The sequence below is a fragment of the Streptomyces sp. NPDC007875 genome (assembly GCF_042868035.1).
Taxonomy (GTDB): domain Bacteria; phylum Actinomycetota; class Actinomycetes; order Streptomycetales; family Streptomycetaceae; genus Streptomyces; species Streptomyces antimycoticus.
In genome coordinates this window covers 17033-34377 of the sequence record NZ_JBIADZ010000055.1, presented here as the reverse complement: position 1 = coordinate 34377, position 17345 = coordinate 17033, and the positions used below count along the sequence as shown (strand labels likewise).

16 protein-coding genes and 1 pseudogene are annotated in these 17345 nt (G+C 66.2%); 5 read left to right on the top strand and 12 right to left on the bottom strand.

Annotation, left to right across the window (positions count from 1 at the left end):
* The first annotated feature begins 179 nt into the window (after positions 1-179).
* Positions 180-518 carry a transposase gene (locus tag ACFYOY_RS47595; protein WP_388594265.1) on the top strand — a complete coding sequence of 113 codons (339 nt, stop codon included), beginning with the start codon at positions 180-182 and terminating at the stop codon, positions 516-518.
* A gap of 19 nt (positions 519-537) precedes the next feature.
* On the opposite strand, the gene ACFYOY_RS47590 is transcribed toward ACFYOY_RS47595, so the two are convergent.
* The 3 genes from ACFYOY_RS47590 to ACFYOY_RS47580 all read right to left on the bottom strand — a co-directional run bounded on the left by ACFYOY_RS47590 (position 538) and on the right by ACFYOY_RS47580 (position 3059).
* Complete coding sequence (locus ACFYOY_RS47590; protein WP_351906328.1) at positions 538-1422, bottom strand: helix-turn-helix transcriptional regulator; 885 nt, start codon at positions 1420-1422, stop codon at positions 538-540.
* Between the two features lie 36 nt (positions 1423-1458).
* Positions 1459-2265: an SDR family oxidoreductase gene (locus ACFYOY_RS47585; RefSeq protein ID WP_388594262.1), complete on the bottom strand. Its 807-nt coding sequence runs from the start codon at positions 2263-2265 to the stop codon at positions 1459-1461.
* Positions 2266-2855: 590 nt separating this feature from the next.
* Positions 2856-3059, bottom strand: coding sequence for a hypothetical protein (locus ACFYOY_RS47580; protein ID WP_093470676.1), 204 nt, complete (start codon positions 3057-3059; stop codon positions 2856-2858).
* Between the two features lie 125 nt (positions 3060-3184).
* Here ACFYOY_RS47580 and ACFYOY_RS47575 point away from each other — a divergent pair, with 125 nt between their 5' ends.
* Positions 3185-5170 carry a hypothetical protein gene (locus tag ACFYOY_RS47575; protein WP_388594260.1) on the top strand — a complete coding sequence of 662 codons (1986 nt, stop codon included), beginning with the start codon at positions 3185-3187 and terminating at the stop codon, positions 5168-5170.
* A gap of 595 nt (positions 5171-5765) precedes the next feature.
* On the opposite strand, the pseudogene ACFYOY_RS47570 reads toward ACFYOY_RS47575, so the two are convergent.
* From ACFYOY_RS47570 to ACFYOY_RS47535, 8 genes and pseudogenes are all read right to left on the bottom strand, one after another.
* Positions 5766-6712 (bottom strand): annotated as a pseudogene (locus ACFYOY_RS47570) (integrase core domain-containing protein); the annotation flags it as partial.
* 132 nt (positions 6713-6844) lie between these two features.
* Positions 6845-7828, bottom strand: a complete 984-nt coding sequence (locus ACFYOY_RS47565) for a LysR family transcriptional regulator (RefSeq protein WP_388594257.1) — start codon at positions 7826-7828, stop codon at positions 6845-6847.
* A gap of 39 nt (positions 7829-7867) precedes the next feature.
* On the bottom strand, positions 7868-8077 hold the full coding sequence (locus tag ACFYOY_RS47560; protein WP_388594254.1) for a hypothetical protein: 210 nt from the start codon (positions 8075-8077) through the stop codon (positions 7868-7870).
* Between the two features lie 75 nt (positions 8078-8152).
* Positions 8153-9982, bottom strand: coding sequence for an AMP-binding protein (locus tag ACFYOY_RS47555; protein ID WP_351906312.1), 1830 nt, complete (start codon positions 9980-9982; stop codon positions 8153-8155).
* 46 nt (positions 9983-10028) lie between these two features.
* The gene (locus tag ACFYOY_RS47550) at positions 10029-10529 is read right to left on the bottom strand and encodes a flavin reductase family protein (RefSeq protein WP_351906309.1); all 501 of its coding nucleotides are present in this window, start codon (positions 10527-10529) and stop codon (positions 10029-10031) included.
* Positions 10522-11301, bottom strand: coding sequence for an enoyl-CoA hydratase/isomerase family protein (locus tag ACFYOY_RS47545; protein WP_351906306.1), 780 nt, complete (start codon positions 11299-11301; stop codon positions 10522-10524). The genes ACFYOY_RS47550 and ACFYOY_RS47545 overlap by 8 nt, the downstream gene beginning before the upstream one ends.
* Positions 11302-11313: 12 nt before the next feature.
* Entirely contained in the window at positions 11314-12132 is an 819-nt protein-coding gene (locus ACFYOY_RS47540) for an enoyl-CoA hydratase/isomerase family protein (RefSeq protein WP_351906303.1), read from the bottom strand.
* A complete protein-coding gene (locus ACFYOY_RS47535; RefSeq protein WP_388594249.1) occupies positions 12129-13310 on the bottom strand; it encodes an LLM class flavin-dependent oxidoreductase in 1182 nt (393 codons plus the stop codon). Before ACFYOY_RS47535 ends, ACFYOY_RS47540 begins: the two co-directional genes overlap by 4 nt.
* A 198-nt stretch (positions 13311-13508) precedes the next feature.
* Between ACFYOY_RS47535 and ACFYOY_RS47530 the strand changes: the two genes are divergently transcribed.
* Together ACFYOY_RS47530 and ACFYOY_RS47525 are read left to right on the top strand one after the other, a co-directional pair.
* Entirely contained in the window at positions 13509-14276 is a 768-nt protein-coding gene (locus tag ACFYOY_RS47530) for a creatininase family protein (RefSeq protein WP_351906167.1), read from the top strand.
* Between the two features lie 68 nt (positions 14277-14344).
* Entirely contained in the window at positions 14345-14893 is a 549-nt protein-coding gene (locus tag ACFYOY_RS47525) for a TetR/AcrR family transcriptional regulator (RefSeq protein ID WP_351906170.1), read from the top strand.
* Positions 14894-15231: 338 nt separating this feature from the next.
* Here the strand turns inward: ACFYOY_RS47525 and ACFYOY_RS47520 are convergent, their stop codons facing one another.
* Complete coding sequence (locus ACFYOY_RS47520; RefSeq protein WP_351906173.1) at positions 15232-15363, bottom strand: hypothetical protein; 132 nt, start codon at positions 15361-15363, stop codon at positions 15232-15234.
* A gap of 73 nt (positions 15364-15436) precedes the next feature.
* On the opposite strand from ACFYOY_RS47520, the gene ACFYOY_RS47515 reads away from it, so the two are divergent.
* Positions 15437-17254 (top strand): AMP-dependent synthetase/ligase, encoded by a 1818-nt coding sequence (locus ACFYOY_RS47515; protein ID WP_388594246.1) that lies wholly within the window; start codon positions 15437-15439, stop codon positions 17252-17254.
* Positions 17255-17345: the final 91 nt, after the last annotated feature.

Genomic DNA, 17345 nt, shown 5'->3' with positions numbered 1-17345 from the left:
CGGAGATTGCCCGCTGGATCGCGCACGAGTGGCCGCGCATCAAAAAGGGGCCGTGAACACACGTGCCTGGATCGTCTTCCTCGACGAATCAGGTGGCTCCCTGCTCCCTCAGATCCGCCGCACCTACTCGCCCCGAGGGCGGACTCCGCTCCTGCGGCACCGCCTGAAGGCAGGTGAAGGTGTTCTACCGCGGCGAGCGAGTGGTCCTGGTCTGGGACGGCCTGTCTGCCCACTGGAGCCGGGCGATGCGGGCCTGGGTCGCCGAACAGGACTGGCTCACCCTGGAACGATTACCCGCCTACGCTCCCGAGCTGAACCCGGTGGAACTGCTGTGGTCCTCGCTCAAGAAGCGTGAACTCGCCAACCTCGCCGGCGACCACCTCGCCGATGTCGCCGACGCCACCGAGCAAGGCATCCACCGCATCAACGCCAACCCCCGACTGCCATGGTCATACCTCGCCCATACCGGTCTGACCATCCACCCACCACACCCACCGAACTTACGAAAAGATCAGTAGTACCCCTGAAGGGGTTGGACTATTCGTTGTGTGCTTCGAGCTCGGTCGCCAGCGTCTGTTGGGTGGCCGCCCACGACGCCAGGAGCGCTAAATTGTCAGCGGTCGGTGTGCCCGCGGGTGCGGTGTAGACGTTGAGGCGCAGGCCGGGTTCGGTGGGCAGTTCCAGGGATTCGACGTCCAAGTCGAGCTGGCCCACGACCGGGTGGCGCACACGCTTGCGGCCGGACCGCTGCAGCCGCACGTCCTGAGATGCCCACCGCTGCCGAAATAGCTCACTGCACGTTGACAGTTCGCCGACTAGGGCGATCAGCGCTTCGTCGTGCGGATTGCGGCCGGCTTCCATGCGTAGCTTCGCGGCCGCGTCACCGGCAATTTGGTCGTAGTCGACAAAGAAATCTCTGGCCGCCTCGGGGTTTAGATAGACGAACCGCGCTGTGTTCGCGGGCCGTCGCGGGTCGGCCAGCACCGGTGAATACAGCGCGCGAGCGAGTGGATTCATGGCGAGCACGTCATAGCGGCCGTTGCCGATCCAGGCCGGCGCATCGGAGATCGCGTCGAGCACCTGCTGCAGCGTCGAGCGCACCGTCACGGCAGGCCTACGCCGGCGTGGGCCGCTGGGCGCTCTGGATTGGCGCGCGAGGTGGAACAGGTGGTCGCGCTCGGCCTCGTCGAGTTGCAAGGCAGAGGCCAACGCGTCGAGCACGCCATCGGAGGCACCGGCGAGGCTGCCGCGCTCCATGCGCACGTAGTAGTCGACCGATACCCCCGCCAGTAGCGCTACCTCCTCGCGGCGCAGACCTTTGACCCGACGGTTGCCGCCGTAAGCGGGCAGGCCCGCCTGCTCGGGTGCGATGCGGGCGCGACGCGAGCTGAGAAACTCCCGGATCTCGGTGCGTAGATCCATCGTGGCCCTCCCCTCACCGTAAGCCCGTCCCGCAGTCTAAGGGGTACCCGATGCGGTCGTCGCGATGCCGCCGTCTACCGGGATGATGGTGCCCGTGAGGTAGGACCCAGCCCGGCTAGCGAGAAACACGGCGATACCCGCCATGTCGTCGTCGCGGCCGAGTCGGCGCAGAGGGGCCGCCGCCGCGATCGTGTCGCCGATGGTATCGAGCGTGGACGCCATCATCTGCGACGGGAACACTCCCGGTGCTACCGCGTTCACCGTGACGTGCTGTGGGCCCAGCTCTCTGGCAAGCACTCTGGTGAGTTGATGGAGTGCCGCTTTGCTGCTGGCGTACGAGTAGTTGGGCGACTGGGCGACGTGGATGGCGGCGATACTGCCGATGTTAATGATCCGCGCGGGATCATCGGCGGTGCCCGCCCTGCGAAGTGCGGGGAGCAGCGCCTGCACCAGCCAGAACGGCGACTTGAGGTTGAGGTCGATCACTGCGTCCCACGCCTCGTCCGGGAACGTCGCTAGCGGCTCGCGCCACATCGCTCCCGCGTTGTTGACAAGGATGTCCAGGCGTTCCGAGTCGACCTTGACAAGATCAGCGAGGCGCTGACACTCGTCGTGCCTGGACAGGTCGGCGGGGATTGCTTGAACGTCGCCGAATTCGGACAGTAGACGCTGTGCCTCCGCGCACGTGTCTGCCTTGCGTGAGCTGATGACGACGCGGGCGCCCGCCTGGAGAAGGCCGCGCGCTATCATCATCCCAATGCCCCTGGTGCCGCCAGTGACAAGGGCGTACTTCCCACTCAGATCGAAAAGTTCTGCGTGAGTGGTGAATTGGTTGTCCGCCATTGGTCTCCGTCCCTTCTGTCGTGGAAGAATGCGCCGACACGGTCGCGCATTCGGGGCAGTTGAATTGAACTGATGGGGATAAAGCTGCAGTGCCTGTCCATGGAGTGTTGTCGGCGCTTTCGACTCAACCAGGTTGACAGGCGTTTTGGACGTCTGGGAGACCCTGGTGATACAGGTACTGTGAGAACCCCCCTTGCCCGGTGCGCTGACTCATCCCGGTTCCACCGGCTTGATTCCCGGTTGATCGTTTCGGGGTCGTGCAGGCCGTGTTGGGGCTGAGTTGCGGATTCGCAAGGGGTGGCCGCTGGTCTGCCCAGCTCTTCCACTTTGTCCACAGGTCTCGGGCCCGTTTGGGCCAGGGAGCGTCAGAGGGCCGGCCGGGCCACGGCGTGCAGTTGCTTCACCTGCCCGTGGGTGAAGGAGCGCAGGAACGGCCAATGCGACAGGGCAACTGACCTGAAGCTAGGGGACGGGGTTGTCGCTGAGCCTCTCCTACAGCCCGGTCGGCTGGAAGGGCCGTTGGCGAAGGCCCAGTGCCTGCCACTGGTCCATCCTGGCTTCGGCTCTCTGTACTGCCGTCCAAGCTGTTGCTAGTTGACCAGTGAGGCCAGAGCGGTGGCGATGGCGGCAGCCAGAGTGAGGGTCGTGGAGAAGGCGGTGGCCGCGCGGGTAAGGGCGGTGGGGTAGGTGGCATGGTCGCGACGGGCGAGATAGCCAGCCCCGGCCCCGACGAGGGCGGCAATCACGAGAGTCAGGGCGCAGGCGAGCAGGATCACGGCGTTACGTTCGGTCATGGCGTCAGTTCATCTCCGGTGCGACGGGCGTCGGTCTGATACCGAATCTCGCGGAGCGGGTGTTCGCCGTGGTGCGGGCGGTCGAAGATGAACAACGACGAACAGCGGCACGGGCAGGGGGCTGTGTGGATACGGACCGTTTCCGGGATCCAGCGGATGCGCTCGCGGAGCTGCGCGCCCGGCTGAAGGCTGGTCATGCCGCGTGGGGCGGGACCCAGGTGCAGCTGGCTCGTCGCGCCGGTCTGGGCCGCACAGTCGTAAATCAGGCGCTCAGTGACTCCGCGCCCGCGCCGTCGGCGCAGACCGTGGCCGGGCTGGCCCGTGCCCTCGGTCTCGGCAAGGAGGTCCGGTCTCTACTGGATCTGCTGGCCACCGCCTCCGGGCCAGTCGAAAGCCCTGACGGCGCGGTGGGCCGACCGATCGGTGACTGGGACCCTCACGATTTGGAAGTCCACCCGGCCGTGTACGCCCCCGCCGACGAGGAACGCAGCTGGGCGGGTGGCCCGCAGGGGCGGGGCCATGTGGCCTCTGTGCTGCCGGGCTATGTGTCCCGCCCACACGATGGGGAACTGGCTGACCTCGTTGCTGCCGCCGCGAACGGGCACAGTCGGATGGCGGTGTTGGTGGGCTCGTCCTCGACGGGCAAGACCCGCGCCTGCTGGGAGGCCGTCCAGCCGCTCGCCCCTTTGGGGTGGAGGCTGTGGCACCCCTTCGACCCCACCCGCGCTGAAGCGGCGCTCGCCGACCTCGCGCGCGTCGCTCCTCGCACCGTGGTCTGGCTCAACGAGGCTCAGCATTATCTCGGCGCCGGCCAAGGACTCGGCGAACGCATCACCGCCGCTGTGCACTCCCTGCTCACCGACCTGAAACGTGCGCCCGTCTTGGTCCTGGGCACGCTGTGGCCCGAGTACGCCAACGCCTACACCAAACTCCCCCAACCCAGCCAGGAAGATCCGTACCCCCAGGTGCGGGAGCTTTTGGCCATACGGCGGATCACCCTGCCCGACAGCTTCGATACCGCCGCCACAGACGCCACCAGAGCCCAGGCGGAGGCAGGTGACCGGCAGCTCGCGCACGCTCTGGAGCACGCGCGTGACGGGCGGCTGACGCAGTACCTGGCAGGGGCTCCGGAACTGCTGCACCGCTACAAGACCGCCGCGCCGCCGACCCGGGCCCTGCTGCACGCGGCCATGGACGCCCGTCGCCTCGGAGCCGGCCTCCACCTGCCCCAGGCCTTCCTCGAACACGCAGCGGCGGACTACTTCACCGACGACGAGTACGACACCCTCGCCGACAACTGGCTTGAACAAGCCCTCGCCAGCAGCACCGATGCCGTCCACGGTAACCTCGCCCCCCTGCGCCGCATCCGCCCCCGCACCCGCAGCGCTCCGACAGGAGCCGCGCCGGACCAACCGGCCTACCGGCTGGCCGACTACCTCGAACAGCATGGCCTCAACCAGCGCGCGATGCTGTGCCCCCCGGCCTCCTTCTGGCAGGCCGCACACGACCGCCTCACCCACCCCGACGGCCTCGCCAAACTCGCCGAGGCCGCCGCCAACCGCCGCCGCGACCGCTGGGCTTACCACCTCTGGCAGAAGGCCGCAGATGCCGGCAGCACCAGCGCCCTGATCAGTCTCGCCCTGGTACGGGAGAAGGCTGGGGACCGGGACGGGGCCGAACAACTCGTCCGACAAGCCGCCGACGCCGGCGACGCCTCGGCCCCGAACTCTCTCGCCCGCTGGCGACAGTTAGTCGAGGACCAAGACAAGCTGGAACAGTTCGTCCGGCGTCAGGACGAGGTCGAACAGCTTGCCCGGCAAGCCACCGACACCGACGTCCCGAACGTTCTCGCCGACTACGCCGACGCCCTGAACGATCTCGCCATCTACATCGACGCCCAGAACCAACTCGACCTGATACGGGAGGAGACCAGGGCCTGGCCCGAGACCGAGCAGTTCGCCCGGCGAAACGCCGACGCCGGCTACGCCGCCTCCATGATCGATCTCGACGCGAGGCGGGAGAACGGAGACCCGTGGCCGTACGGACTGGACCCCGATGGCACACCATCCGCGCCCTGGGACCTCTTCACACAGCCACCTGCGGATATATAGCAGCGGGTCACGGCAAATATCACAGACAAGCTATGAGCGAATCTTTCCCTTGCCGAGTTCGACGCGCTCAGCTGCTCAATCTTCAGTGAGAACGCTCAACTTTGAGTGCGACAGAACAATGAGGTCGAGGGGGAAGTCGTGCTGGCCCATGCCTCGCATTGGATCACTTGTTCGAATTTCGGGGCAACCGGATGCAGGGAGGGGCGTGCAGTAGGAGGTCGGCGCGGGGGGTCTCCGGTTGATATGCCTGTGTGCTCGAGGGCAGCTGGAGCCTCGCTGCCGCGTATCCACTTTGGGTGACACCTCCGGGAATTGAGCGTTTGGCCCCGCAGGGCGGGCCACGTGACGGTCATGATGATTCGTCGCTGGGCCGCTGCGGCGACCGCCACGCTGGCAACCGCCGGCCTCGTAGGCTCCGCACCCTCGGGCTGGGCTGCACCGAGCACACCGGGCACCGCGTCTTCCACCGCCACTCCCGTATCGACGACGGAGATCCCGGAGCCCCGACCGCTGAGGAGGCCCGGGCAGAGCTGGGTGCGCTGACCGTCGCGCCCGAGGACGATGTGCCCGGCTACAGCCGGGCGAAGTTCCCTGTGCGGTGCTCGTTGTAGTGCCGCTCATAGGCCGCGAGGACGTGGCGGGCGTGGGCCTCGTTCATGATGAGGACGTGGTCGAGGGCTTCGCGTCGGATGCTGCCGATGATGCGTTCGCAGTGCGCGTTCATACGGGGAGCCTGTGGCGCACTGTTGAAAATCTCCATCTCCTCGGCCCGGAAGACGGCATCGAACACCTCGCCGTACTTGCCATCGCGGTCGCGCAGCGGGAAGCGCAGGGTCTGTCTGCGTATGCCCAGGTCGGCGGTGAGATTCCGCGCCTGCTGCACCGCCCAGTCCCGCGTCGGGCGGGCGGTGACCCGGTGATGTGCGGTCGCCGGGTGGCTTGCTCGAGGAACACCAGCGCATACAACCGCCTGCCGTGGGCGGTGTCGAGGTGGAAGAAGTCTGCCGCGATGATGCCCTCGGCTTGCGTGGTCAGGAACTCGTGCCACGTGGGGCCTGAGCGACGTGGCGCAGGGTCGATACCGGCCGCGTTATGGATCTCCCAGACCGGCGAAGCGGCGATCCGATGCCCGAGTCGGGTCAACTCCCCTTGGATCCGCTGGTGTCCCCGACTCGGATTCTCCCTGGCCAACCGCAGGACGAGCTTCTTGACCGCTGCGGGGGTGGGCGGGCGTCCGGTGCCACGGCGCGTGGTGTGGTCCCATTGCGTGGCGATGAACCTGCGGTGCCAGGCGAGCACGGTGCCGGGGGTGACCGGGAAGACCTTGAGCCAGTGGCGCCGGGGTATCAGTCCGGACAGGGCGGCGAGCCAGAACCGGTCGGCGGGCTCATAGCGGACCGGTCCGGGCAACTGGCGCCGCAGGACCGCGTTCTCGTGCCGCAGCACCAGCAGTTCCGCGTCCTTCGCCGTCCCACGGCGGAGGAGTACCGATGGAACCGTCAGCAGCTTCCGGGTCACCTTGTACAGCAAGGACACGATCATGCGAGGCGTAATCCCAGCGAACTGACCGCACCCCGCTCACCTGCGGCGATGACTTTTCGAGCGGCACAAGTCCGACGGCGACAGCTACCCGGCGGCCTGCTCGAACCATCCGGCCCGAGACGATCGCCGACCTCATTCTGCGGGCTGCGCCCCCGCGTGGCTCGATGTGTCTGGTTCGCCGGTGTAGCCCCCGTGAACGCGGGAGACTCCTCGTGGGGGATCGATCTCGGTGGCGCGCATGAAATCCAAAAAGCGAGCCGCGACGGGCGAGAGGTCCTGAGAGCAGTGGTACATCACGCCGATGACCCTGGTTGCTCCCGGAGAATCCACGGGTACCGCCACGAGACCATCCAGGCCGAAACCCTGCAACTCCAAGGCCGGCAAAGCTGCCACGCCCACGCCGGCCCGTAGCAGCCCACGGATCGTCGCCGCGCTACAGGCATTGAAGTGGTGGCTCACCGAGATCGAGTACTTGCTGAACGCAGCGTCAGTGATCGCTCGGATGCTGGTTCCGGGCCGCGTTGCGACCACGGTCTCACCGTTGAAGTCCGACCACGAGATGGAGCTCTGCGCTGACCAAGGATGGCTGTGGTGCGCGACGCCGTAGAACTGTTCCTGCAGCAGTGGTGTGAAGCAGAAGCCGTCCGGCAGGTCACCATGGGCGGTCAAGCCGAGTTCGACAGTCCCACTTCCGAGGCGTTCGACAACTTCATCCGCGGCCCCGTCGATGATCTCGAACTCCACCTCGGGGTGATCCAGCATGAAGCCGCGCATCATGTCCGGCAGCACCCCCGCCGCGAGCGACGGAAGCGCGGCTACGGCGATGGTTCCGGACTGAGCCGCTACGTATGACATGAAGCGGCTCAGTCGCATGTCCATGTCGTCGAGGACGGCGCCCGTCATGAGCAGAAAGGCCTGCCCTGCGGCCGTGATGTCGAGTTGCCGAGTGGTGCGGTCGAACAACCGCACTCGCAGGAGACGCTCGACTTCCTTGATCCTTCTGCTGAGGACTGACTGAGAGATGTGCTCCGCCGCGGCTGCTTTCGTGAAACTGCCGGATGCGGCGAGTGCCCGGACTGCGCGAAGCTGCTGCAGCGTCAGGTCAGGGATCGGCATGGCTCCACCTATAGCCGCACACTCGGGCGGACACGGCATTCACGACTGAGCCTGCGGCCCGGCGGCGTAGTAGCCGTTGTCGGTGTGCCCTGCCAGCTCCGAGCGCTTGACCGTTTCCCGCGACATGCCGCAGGGCACAGGGGTGGCGGACAACAACAGCTGACGGCCACGGCAGGCACGGGATAGGGCGACGTGATCGTTGAGCAACACGTAGAGTGCCACCAGAAGGGTGTGCAGTTCTTCGTTCACACGTCAACCTTGAACGCCCTCCTCCCACGCCTGCGGACCGACCTCAGTTCACGCGATCTTCACGTGATCAACCGCCTAGTTCGACCTTGAGCGCACGTGGTTCGCGATCGCCGCGTCGTCGTTCGCGCCGTACATGTCGTCGATCAACGTTGCGAACGAGCTCACGACGGCATTGCGCTTGATCTTGCCGTTCGCAGTCCGCTCGCCGCGCTCGACTTCCAGGGACCGCGGCAGAACGCGGAAGTCCTTCAACTGCTCTACCCGCGCGAGGTCCGCGTTGACCCGAGCGACCTCCGCTCGCAGGCGTTCGGCCAGCACCTCTGCCGACCGGGCGGCTGCGGTTGTGCTCGGCTCGAACAGGACGGTGAGGTACTTACGGGCGTCGCCGACGACGATCGCTTCGTTGATCAGCGAGCTCTCCTTCAACCGGGTTTCGATGGGCTGAGGATTGATCGTTTTGCCGCCTCGGGTGATGATCACGTCCTTCTTCCGGCCGATGAGCCGGATGTCGCCGCGGGGTGTGCGCTCTATCAGGTCACCGGTGCGGAACCAACCATCCTGGTAAGCAGCCTCGGTCTCCGCCGGGTTGCGCCAGTATCCGTCGAAGAGCAACGGCGCGCGGAGCAGCATTTCGCCATCGTCCGCGACTTTCACCTGGAACCGTGGGTCCGGGAATTTCCTGCCGATGAAGCCCGGACGGGGGAACGGATGGTTGAAATGAGCTATGGGACACCCGGCGGTCTCGGTGAGACCGTAGTTCTCGCGAAGATCGAGCCCCCAGATCTGCCAAATCGCGATGACACTTTCGGGCATCGCGGCAGACGCGGTGTAGGCAACCCGGATGCGATCCATTCCGACGGTTGCCCGCAGTGGCAAGAACACCCAACGAAGTGCGGCAGCGTACGCGATCCGCAGCGGTACCGAGGGCCGGCGATGGGACCAACGGCGTTCGGCTACTCTGCGGCCGGCCCACATGGCGGCGCCATAGGCGTAGCGACGAAGTCGCGGCCAGACCTCCGTCTGTGCGATCAGTTCGCCGGCGATCTTCTCGTAGAACCTCGGCGGCCAGAGCACCGCCGTCGGCCGCACCGAACGCAACACGTCTTCGTAGTCACCAATGCGGCAGTATGTGACCATCAGCCGTGAGAGCAGCGGCGCGAACACCGACACCAACGCCGGCGCCACGTGGGCCAACGGCAGGAAGCCCACGGCATCGTGCTCGTGGCGGAGGAGCTGCGGGTAGAGGCCGACGAAGGTCTGAACCGCGTGCTGAAGCGTGCGGTGCGAGTGGGTGACGCCTTTCGGAGCTCCCGTGGATCCCGACGTGTAGAACAGCACGGCGGCATCGTCGAGGGAGCCGCCGGCGACCAGCTCGGACAGAGGATCGGCGCTGTCGTCGGCGTACTGTGTTCCTTCTTCGCACAGCGCTTCCCACGGTGTCCCTCTGATCACCTCGGGTAGCTCCGGCGGAGTGGCGTCGATTCCGACCACGAGCCGCAGCTTCGGTGTGTGTGCGGCGACCTTCGCCACCTTGCTGAGCTCCGTCGTCGTCTCGCCGATGAAGGCGACGGCCTCGCTGTGTACGAGGAGTTGCTCGATCTCGGCAGGTGAGTTGGTCGGATAGACGCCGATCACGACGCCGCCGACACTCTGCACGGCCAGCGCGGCGAACACCCACTCCGGGCGTGCGCTGCTCATCACCGCGACGCGATCGCCGTGCCGCACACCTTGCGCGACAAGGCCGAGCGCGAGATCTTGCACGCGATCCCGGTACGTCCGCCACGTGATCGTCTGCATAACCCCGTCACGCCAGTAGCGCAGCGCGACGGCGTCGGGTTCCCTGTTCGCGCGATCGAGCAGCAGCCCCGGTAGCGTCCGGGTTGGCTCGAAACTGGTCAGATCCATGACACGGCCTCTCTTCCAGAGCCGACAAGCCCGGGCCCGATGAGATTCATGCGGCACTCTCCCCGAGGTGCAGGAAGCCACCTCGGTACCACGTCACCGGCTTGCCGCTACCTGTCCGCGCGTCGTGTACCCGGCCGATGAGGATGACGTGATCTCCGCCGGGTGCGACGTGCTCCAGTTCACAATGGATGACTGCCGCCGCATCGGGCAGTAGCGGGTGACCGCTTTCGTCGAATTCGAAGGCTCCGTTCGCGAACTTGTTTTCGCCCTTTGTCGCGAACTTGATCGCCAACTCGGCGTGCGCGGGAGTCACGATGTTGACGATGAACCGCTCGGCCGCCATGAAGATGGGGGAGCAGTCCGCTCCTCGGTCCAGGCACACCAGGACGAGCGGCGGATCGAGCGACAGCGCCGCGAAGGAACTCGCGGTGAACCCGTGCAGCGTGCCTGACGCGCTTCGCGTCGTCACGATCGTCACGCCTGAAGGGAAGCGGGCCAACGCCGAGCGGAAGGCGTCCGGGTCCAGCCCTTGAAATCGATCAACCATGATATCCCTCGCGGGCGGCTCGGGCGGCAGGGTCGTTGAAGACCGTGCGCGCGTCGGCGACCGTGACGCGGAGCTGCTCTTCGACCGGCCAACTAGAAGTCCCTGAGTGCAGGGCCCGTTTCAGCGCCGCGAACACGGCAGGTGGTTTCGCCGCTGCCGCCCGCGCGTCCGCCATCGCGATCGCGAGCAGGTCGCCCTGCTCGACCACCTGGTCGACGATGCCCATCCGCTCCGCGTCGAACGCGTCGACGGGCTCTCCGCCCAGCAGGAGGTGCCGGGCCGCGCGGTCGCCCAGGACCCCGCGCACTCGAGTGATCCCCTTCACGGCCGGCAGCATCCCGTGGTTGATCTCGGGGAAGACGAAACGCGCCTCAGTCGACGCGTACACCATGTCGGCGAACAGTGCCATTTCGATGCCGCCACCGACGCACCAGCCGTTGACCGCACACACCAGCGGCCGGGGATAGTCCTCCAGAGCGCAGAGCAGCGCGTGAAACGACGCCATCCGCTCGACCATCGAATCGGCGCCGAAACCGATGGCTTCCTTGATGTCGCCACCCGCGCAGAAGAAGCGCTCACCAGCTCCCGTCAAGACCACCGCGGGGGTGCCGGGGCTGTCGGCGAGGGTTTCCAGCGTCGTTGTCAGCTCGCTGACGAGCGAGTTGCTGAGCGCGTTCGCCGGCGGGTGGTTCAGGGTGAGTACGACCACGCCGTCCACTTCGTCGGACGCGTGCACAGCGCTGGGCGCTGTGTTGTGCGAGGCAATGCTCATGCTCGCCTTCCCTCAGTTCGCCGGTCCGCCGGCGGTGCGAGCGGAGGGGAAGTCCACGGGGCGCTTCTCCCGGAAAGCCTGGCGTGCTTCGGCGTAGTCGGCACCGGCGAAGTCGAGGATCTCGAGTGCCGAGGACAGCTCGTGCTGGGGCATCGCGTTGGTGAGCCAGGCGTTGAGCGCACGCTTGGTGAAACGGAGCGCCTGCTGGGAACCGCGGGCCAGCTGGGACGCGACCTCGAGCGCGCGGGGCAGCACCTGCTCGCGGGGAACGGACAGGCTCACGAGCCCGATCCGCTCGGCCTCGGCGCCCGTCAGCTTCTCGGAGGTGAGCACGTAGTACTTGGTCTTGGCCATGCCGACAAGCAACGGCCAGATGAGCGCGGCGTGGTCGCCGGCGGTCACACCGACCTTGGTATGGCCTTCGATCAGCACCGCGTCGTCCGCGGCGATGCTGATGTCGGCGAGAAGCGCGGTCGACAGCCCGTAGCCGACCGCGGGGCCGTTGATCGCGGAGATGATCGGCTTCTCGATGCGCACCATCGTCGCGACCCGCTTGCGTTCGGTCTCCAGCATCGCGAGCGCATCCTGGGGCGTGGGATCGGGCTGAGCGACGTCCATCCCGGTACAGAAGGCTTTGCCGGCCCCGGTGATGACGACGACCCGGGTCTGGTCGTCGCGCTCGACGTCGGCCCAGATCTGGTTCATCTCCTCGAACATCGGCAGGGTGAGCGAGTTGTACCGGTCGGGTCGATTGATCGTGATCTGGAGGACGCCGTTGTCGTGGCGTTCGGTGAGGATGTCGCCGGTGCCGTGGTTGTAGAGGTCGGTCATCGGCTGGTCTCCTTGTGGTGTGTGGGGTTGTGCTGGGAGTGGAACTGGCGGAGTGCTTCTTGGTGGGCGGGGCGTGCGGCTCGGATGTCGGCGAGTACGTCGTCGGCGGGGCGGACGACGTTGCGGGGGTTTTTGAAGTGGGGGATGACGTATTTGCCGAAGAGTTCGATCGAGCGCATCAGCTGGTCGTGGGGCAGGCTGTCGACGCGTAGGACGAGTGCGTCGACGCCCATGTCGGCGTATCGCTGTATGTGTTCGATGCAGTGCTCGGGGTCGCCGACCATGAAGCCCTGGGAGCGTTCGAACATGTACTCTTCGTCGTTGAAGTCGATGTCCTTGACAGCGCCCATGTAGGCGTAGTCCTTCGACAGCTTCGACAGGCGCTCATATGCGTCGGTGGACAGCTTGGCCATCTCGAACAGGGGCTTCGCCTCGAGGCGGGCCTGGGCGGTGGTCTCGGCGCAGTGCATACCACCGGCGACCGCGACCATCTTGCGCGGCGTGATCGGGTAGGGGTGGTTGGTGGCGGCGAGAGTGTCGTCGTAGAGCTTGACCATGTTCTCGACGAGGTCGAACCCGAGATAGAGGCCGCCCATGATGGCGCCGATACCCATCGAGGCGGCCGTCTCGACCGAGCTCGGGCTGCCGGCGGCAGCCGAAATAGGCGGGTAGGGACCCTGCAGGGGCTTGGGGACCAGGCTGCGCGGCGGAACCTTGTAGTGCTCTCCCACGTACGAGAACACGTCGTTGAGGAACGCGCTCCGGATCAGCTCGATGCCCTCACGCCACTGAGCCTTGTTCTCGGAAGGGTCCACCTCAAACGCGCGCAGGGCGAGTGTGGTGTTGCCGCGCCCGGTACCAAGCTCGACACGGCCGTTGGACAGGATGTCCTCGGTCGCCACACGCTCCGCGACGCGCAGCGCATGGTTCATCCGCGTCGGCAGCAGCGTCACCAGGTGGATGAAGCGGATCCGGCTCGTCAGAGCCATCAGGTACGGGTAAAGCACCTCCGGAGCGGAGACCGAAGCCGTACCCAGAGCAACATGCTGCTCGGAACTACCGAAGGCATCGAAGCCAACCCGCTCCGCAAGCAGAACCTCCTCCACCAGCTCCCGGTAGCGGTGCTCATGCGTAAGCCCGACCGGGGTGTCCCCCTCAGACATGAGGATGAAGTCCATACCGACCCTTCCGTCAAATGTTATTCGGCGATAACGTAGGGCGTAGGCCAGCCCAGGTCAAGGCCCTGAGGGAGGGTGAAGGCGTTAGTTATGATTAACGTGCATGAAGCCTCGACTGCGAGCCTCTCCCCATCCGCCGAGTGGTGACGCATCCGCGAGGTACTGGCCGAGCAGGCACAGGAGGAGGAGTGACCACACGTGAGCGAGCTGCGGATTGAGCGTTTGACCTCGCCTGACATCGCGAGTGCCATCGCGAGCGGTATGCGTACGGCGGTCTTGCCGTTGGGCGCCACGGAGCAGCACGGTGCGCACCTGCCGATGTCGGTCGACAGTGATCACGCCGATCGACTAGGTGTTCTTGTCGCCGAGCGGCTTGGCGACGCGCTCGTGCTACCGACGGTGCGGATCGGCTGCTCCTCGCACCACCTCGGCTTCGCCGGAACGCTCTCGCTGCGGGCCGAGACGCTCGAAGCGATCTGCGCCGACTGCTGTGCGAGCCTTGCCGGGCACGGCTTCCGCAGGGTGCTGATCTTCTCGGCGCATATCGGCAACTACCCGGTGCTCGGTGACATCGAGCCGAAGCTCGCCGCGCGGCTTCCCGCCGACCTGGATGTCATCGCGTTCGCGGACTCGGCAGCGGTCCTCCGCGCGTGGCGCGATACTGCTCAACGCGTCGCCGGCCTCGCCGACCACGTCGGAGGACATGCCGACGTCGCCGAAAGTTCGATTATGCTGGCCGTGCGGCCGGACGCGGTGAGGAACGATCGCGCCGCCGCGGGTTTCACCGGGTCCATGGATGACGCGTTGCTGGCCCGCGTATTCACTGACGGTGTCAAGGCAGTCGCCCCCAGCGGGGTGCTCGGTGATCCGCGCGGCATGTCGTCTGAGCTGGGCTTCGCCTGTCTGACCGCGGTGGCCGACCTGCTCGCGGAACACGCGATGGCACGTTATCGGCCGCTCACCTAGACTAGACTTTCCGTGTGTCGAGCTCACCTACCCCCCGTACCGCGTCTCCCCGCGCCACCCGTCGGCAGGTGCTGATCAAGGTCGCCGGCGAGTTGTTCAACGAGCGTGCCTTCGATGCGGTCACCACTGAGATGATCGGCGCGCGTGCCGGTGTGACCGGCCCCGCGCTCTACCGGCACTTCCCGAGCAAGCAGGCGTTGCTGATCGCCGTGCTCGAGGATCCGCTGGACGAACTGCTGGCCCATGCCCGCAAGACGGCAGCCGAGGTGACGGATCCACGCAAGGCACTTGAGGAGATGATCGATTACCACGTCAAACGCAGTCTCCAGAACGTTCCGTCCACGCTGGTGTTCCTGAAGAACGAACACAACGTCCCCGAGGACGAACGCCATCGCATGCGACGCATGATGCGCCTCTACGCCGAAGAGTGGAGCGGACTGGTCACCCGGCTGCGGCCCGACCTGTCAGACGCGCAGACCCGCGTTCTCACACACGCCGTCTTCTCGATGATCAACGCGGTACCCCAGTTCAACAGCGGCCTCGATCCCGACATCGTCGCGACGACCATCCGCACCGCCGCGATCAACGCGCTGCTCGTCCCCGCGGACGCGATCTGACAAGAAGAGCGGTCTTCAAGGGCGCGGCTCGTAGCCGCTGACCTGATCCAGGCCGGGGCCGGTGACCGGGAGGTGACCCGGCGCTTCGGGGTGGCCCGGATGCCGGCGCGCCGCTGGCGGCGAGCGTTGGCACCGCGTCGTCGGCGGCGGTCCAGGGTGGACCGCGTGCCGACGCAGGGAGAAGTCGTCCAGGACCGCGAACAGCATCTCCCCAAGCCAACGCTCGCGCAGTGTCGTGGGTGAGGTGATGTCCGTGACCGTCCAGGCCTGGGCAGACTCGGTCGGATGCCGAAGGATCCGGTGCGCTGCGGAGGGCGATCGAGCCACTACTCTTCTTGTCAGCTCGCGTCCGCGGGGACGAGCAGCGCGTTGATCGCGGCAATGCGGATGGTCGCCGCGACGATATCGGGATCAAGGCCGTTGTCGAACTCTGCGAGCCGATGACGTGGTACCGCGGTGATTTCCTCCACCTTGGCAGGGTGTTACATGGATGACGTCGGGCCCGGCTCGTCAGCTCTCGTGGATCCGCGGAGAGGCCGTGTGATGGATCTGATGAACTTTGAACCGATCCGGACGCATCCGCAGCTGTTGCTTGATCGTGCGCGCTCCGAGCCCAACATCGTTGCGCTGCGTCACTGGCGCGATGGGGTTGTGCACGCGATCACGTGGCGGACGTACCGAGACCGAGTACGCGAGATCGCGCTCGGCCTTGTCGAGCACGGCGTGCGGCACGGCGATCGCGTCGCGGTGATGAGCAGCGCACGCCCGGAATGGGCCTTCGCCGCACTGGCCGTGCAGAGTGTCGGCGGCGTGGTGGTCGGCGTCTACCCGACCAACTCGCCCGCCGAGATCGAGCAGATCCTGGCGCACAGCGAGGCAGTGGCCTTTATGGGCGAGACAGCCACGGAGCTCAACAAGGTGGCGGAGATCGCAGCCCGCGCACCGAAGCTGCGGCTCGTCGTCGGCATGGACACCGCCCCGCCGGCGCTACCTGAGGCAACCACCGGGACAACGTGGGAGGAGCTGCGCACAGAAGGAGCGCGGCATCCAAGCGTCGTATCCGACCGTCTGGTCGAGATGGTCGCTGCCACGACACTCGACGACCCCGCCATTCTCTTCTACACGTCGGGCTCCACAGGAGCTCCGAAAGGCGTCACGCACTCGCACCGTACGCTTCAGCACTCGGTCCAGACCGTCCTCGGCCTCTATCCGGAACTCGACAGCCGTGAGCACGACATCGTCGGCTTCCTGCCGCTGGCCCACGTGGCGCCGGCGCTGCTGCTGATCTTCACTCCGCTGCTCTCACGTCTCGTGGTGACGTACTGCCGCATCGAGGACTACGAGGACGCGTTGCGCACCGTGCGGCCGACGGCACTGCTGTGGCCCCCGCGCTTCTACGAGAAGGTCGCCGGCGAGCTGATCGCACGAACGCGGGCTTGGCCCCGGGTGCGCCGGTACGCCTACAAAGGCGCGATGTGGGTCGGTCGCCGAATGGCCGAGCGCCGTTGGTCCAGTGGTCATCCCTCGGTATTGCTGCGGATCGCATACACCGCAGTGCTTCACCGTGTCTTCCTGCCGTTGCGGGCAAGCGTCGGATTGGACCGCCTGCGCGTCGCTTTCACCGCCTCTGCCGCGACGCCCGAGAATGTCATCGCACTGTGGCAGATCTGGGGGCTGGATCTCCGCGAAAGCTATGGCCTCACCGAAACAGCTGGCTGCCCCGTTGCTCATTTCGACCAGACGTTTCCGCGCCCGGGATATATTGGTCGAAAATTCCCGGACCCACGCTTCCAGGTCGAGGTCGCGCATGATGGTGAAATGCTGGTCCGCGCCCCACTGCTGTTTCGCGAATACTGGCACAACCCCAAGGAGACAGATGCCGTTCTGCAGGACGGTTGGTTCCGTACCGGCGACCTGATTGAGCGTACCGCGCACGGTGAGATCCGCCTCGTCGGCCGAAAGAAGGACGTGATCATCATCAGCGGCGGCAAAACGATCAATCCGCAGCCGATCGAAACCCGGCTGACGGAGAGCTCGCTGATCAGCGAAGCGATCGTCGTGGGCGACGCGCGCAAGTGCCTCACCGTGCTACTCGAGCCGAGCGGACAGGCCAAGGCGCTGACTACGACGGCGCTGTCCGAACGCCTGCGAGCTGAGCTCGGGCGAGTCAACACGGACCTCGCGCGCGCCCAACAGCTGAAGGACTTCCGTGTGCTGCCTCGGCCCCTCGAGGCCGAACGCGGCGAGCGGACCGCGAACGGCAAGGTCAAGCGGAACGCGGTAGTGAACTCATTCGCCACGTTGATCGATGAAATGTACGGCGGGAATGACGACACAGCGATCGCGAACCACCTACGGTAGCGGTCGCATGAGCGAAGAACCTTGATGGGTTGGCCATGGCTCCTACGTCTGCTGACGCGTGTACAGCAATGGGTGGACTCATGCAGCTCCC

Bases quoted from the DNA above. Each gene is read 5' to 3' on its own strand.
- ACFYOY_RS47565 (WP_388594257.1), bottom strand. From the start codon at position 7,828: ATGCCGATCCCTGACCTGACGCTGCAGCAGCTTCGCGCAGTCCGGGCA.
- ACFYOY_RS47555 (WP_351906312.1), bottom strand. From the start codon at position 9,982: ATGGATCTGACCAGTTTCGAGCCAACCCGGACGCTACCGGGGCTGCTG.
- ACFYOY_RS47580 (WP_093470676.1), bottom strand. From the start codon at position 3,059: ATGACCGAACGTAACGCCGTGATCCTGCTCGCCTGCGCCCTGACTCTC.
- ACFYOY_RS47550 (WP_351906309.1), bottom strand. From the start codon at position 10,529: ATGGTTGATCGATTTCAAGGGCTGGACCCGGACGCCTTCCGCTCGGCG.
- ACFYOY_RS47545 (WP_351906306.1), bottom strand. From the start codon at position 11,301: ATGAGCATTGCCTCGCACAACACAGCGCCCAGCGCTGTGCACGCGTCC.
- ACFYOY_RS47515 (WP_388594246.1), top strand. From the start codon at position 15,437: ATGGATCTGATGAACTTTGAACCGATCCGGACGCATCCGCAGCTGTTG.
- ACFYOY_RS47535 (WP_388594249.1), bottom strand. From the start codon at position 13,310: ATGGACTTCATCCTCATGTCTGAGGGGGACACCCCGGTCGGGCTTACG.
- ACFYOY_RS47540 (WP_351906303.1), bottom strand. From the start codon at position 12,132: ATGACCGACCTCTACAACCACGGCACCGGCGACATCCTCACCGAACGC.
- ACFYOY_RS47590 (WP_351906328.1), bottom strand. From the start codon at position 1,422: ATGGATCTACGCACCGAGATCCGGGAGTTTCTCAGCTCGCGTCGCGCC.
- ACFYOY_RS47585 (WP_388594262.1), bottom strand. From the start codon at position 2,265: ATGGCGGACAACCAATTCACCACTCACGCAGAACTTTTCGATCTGAGT.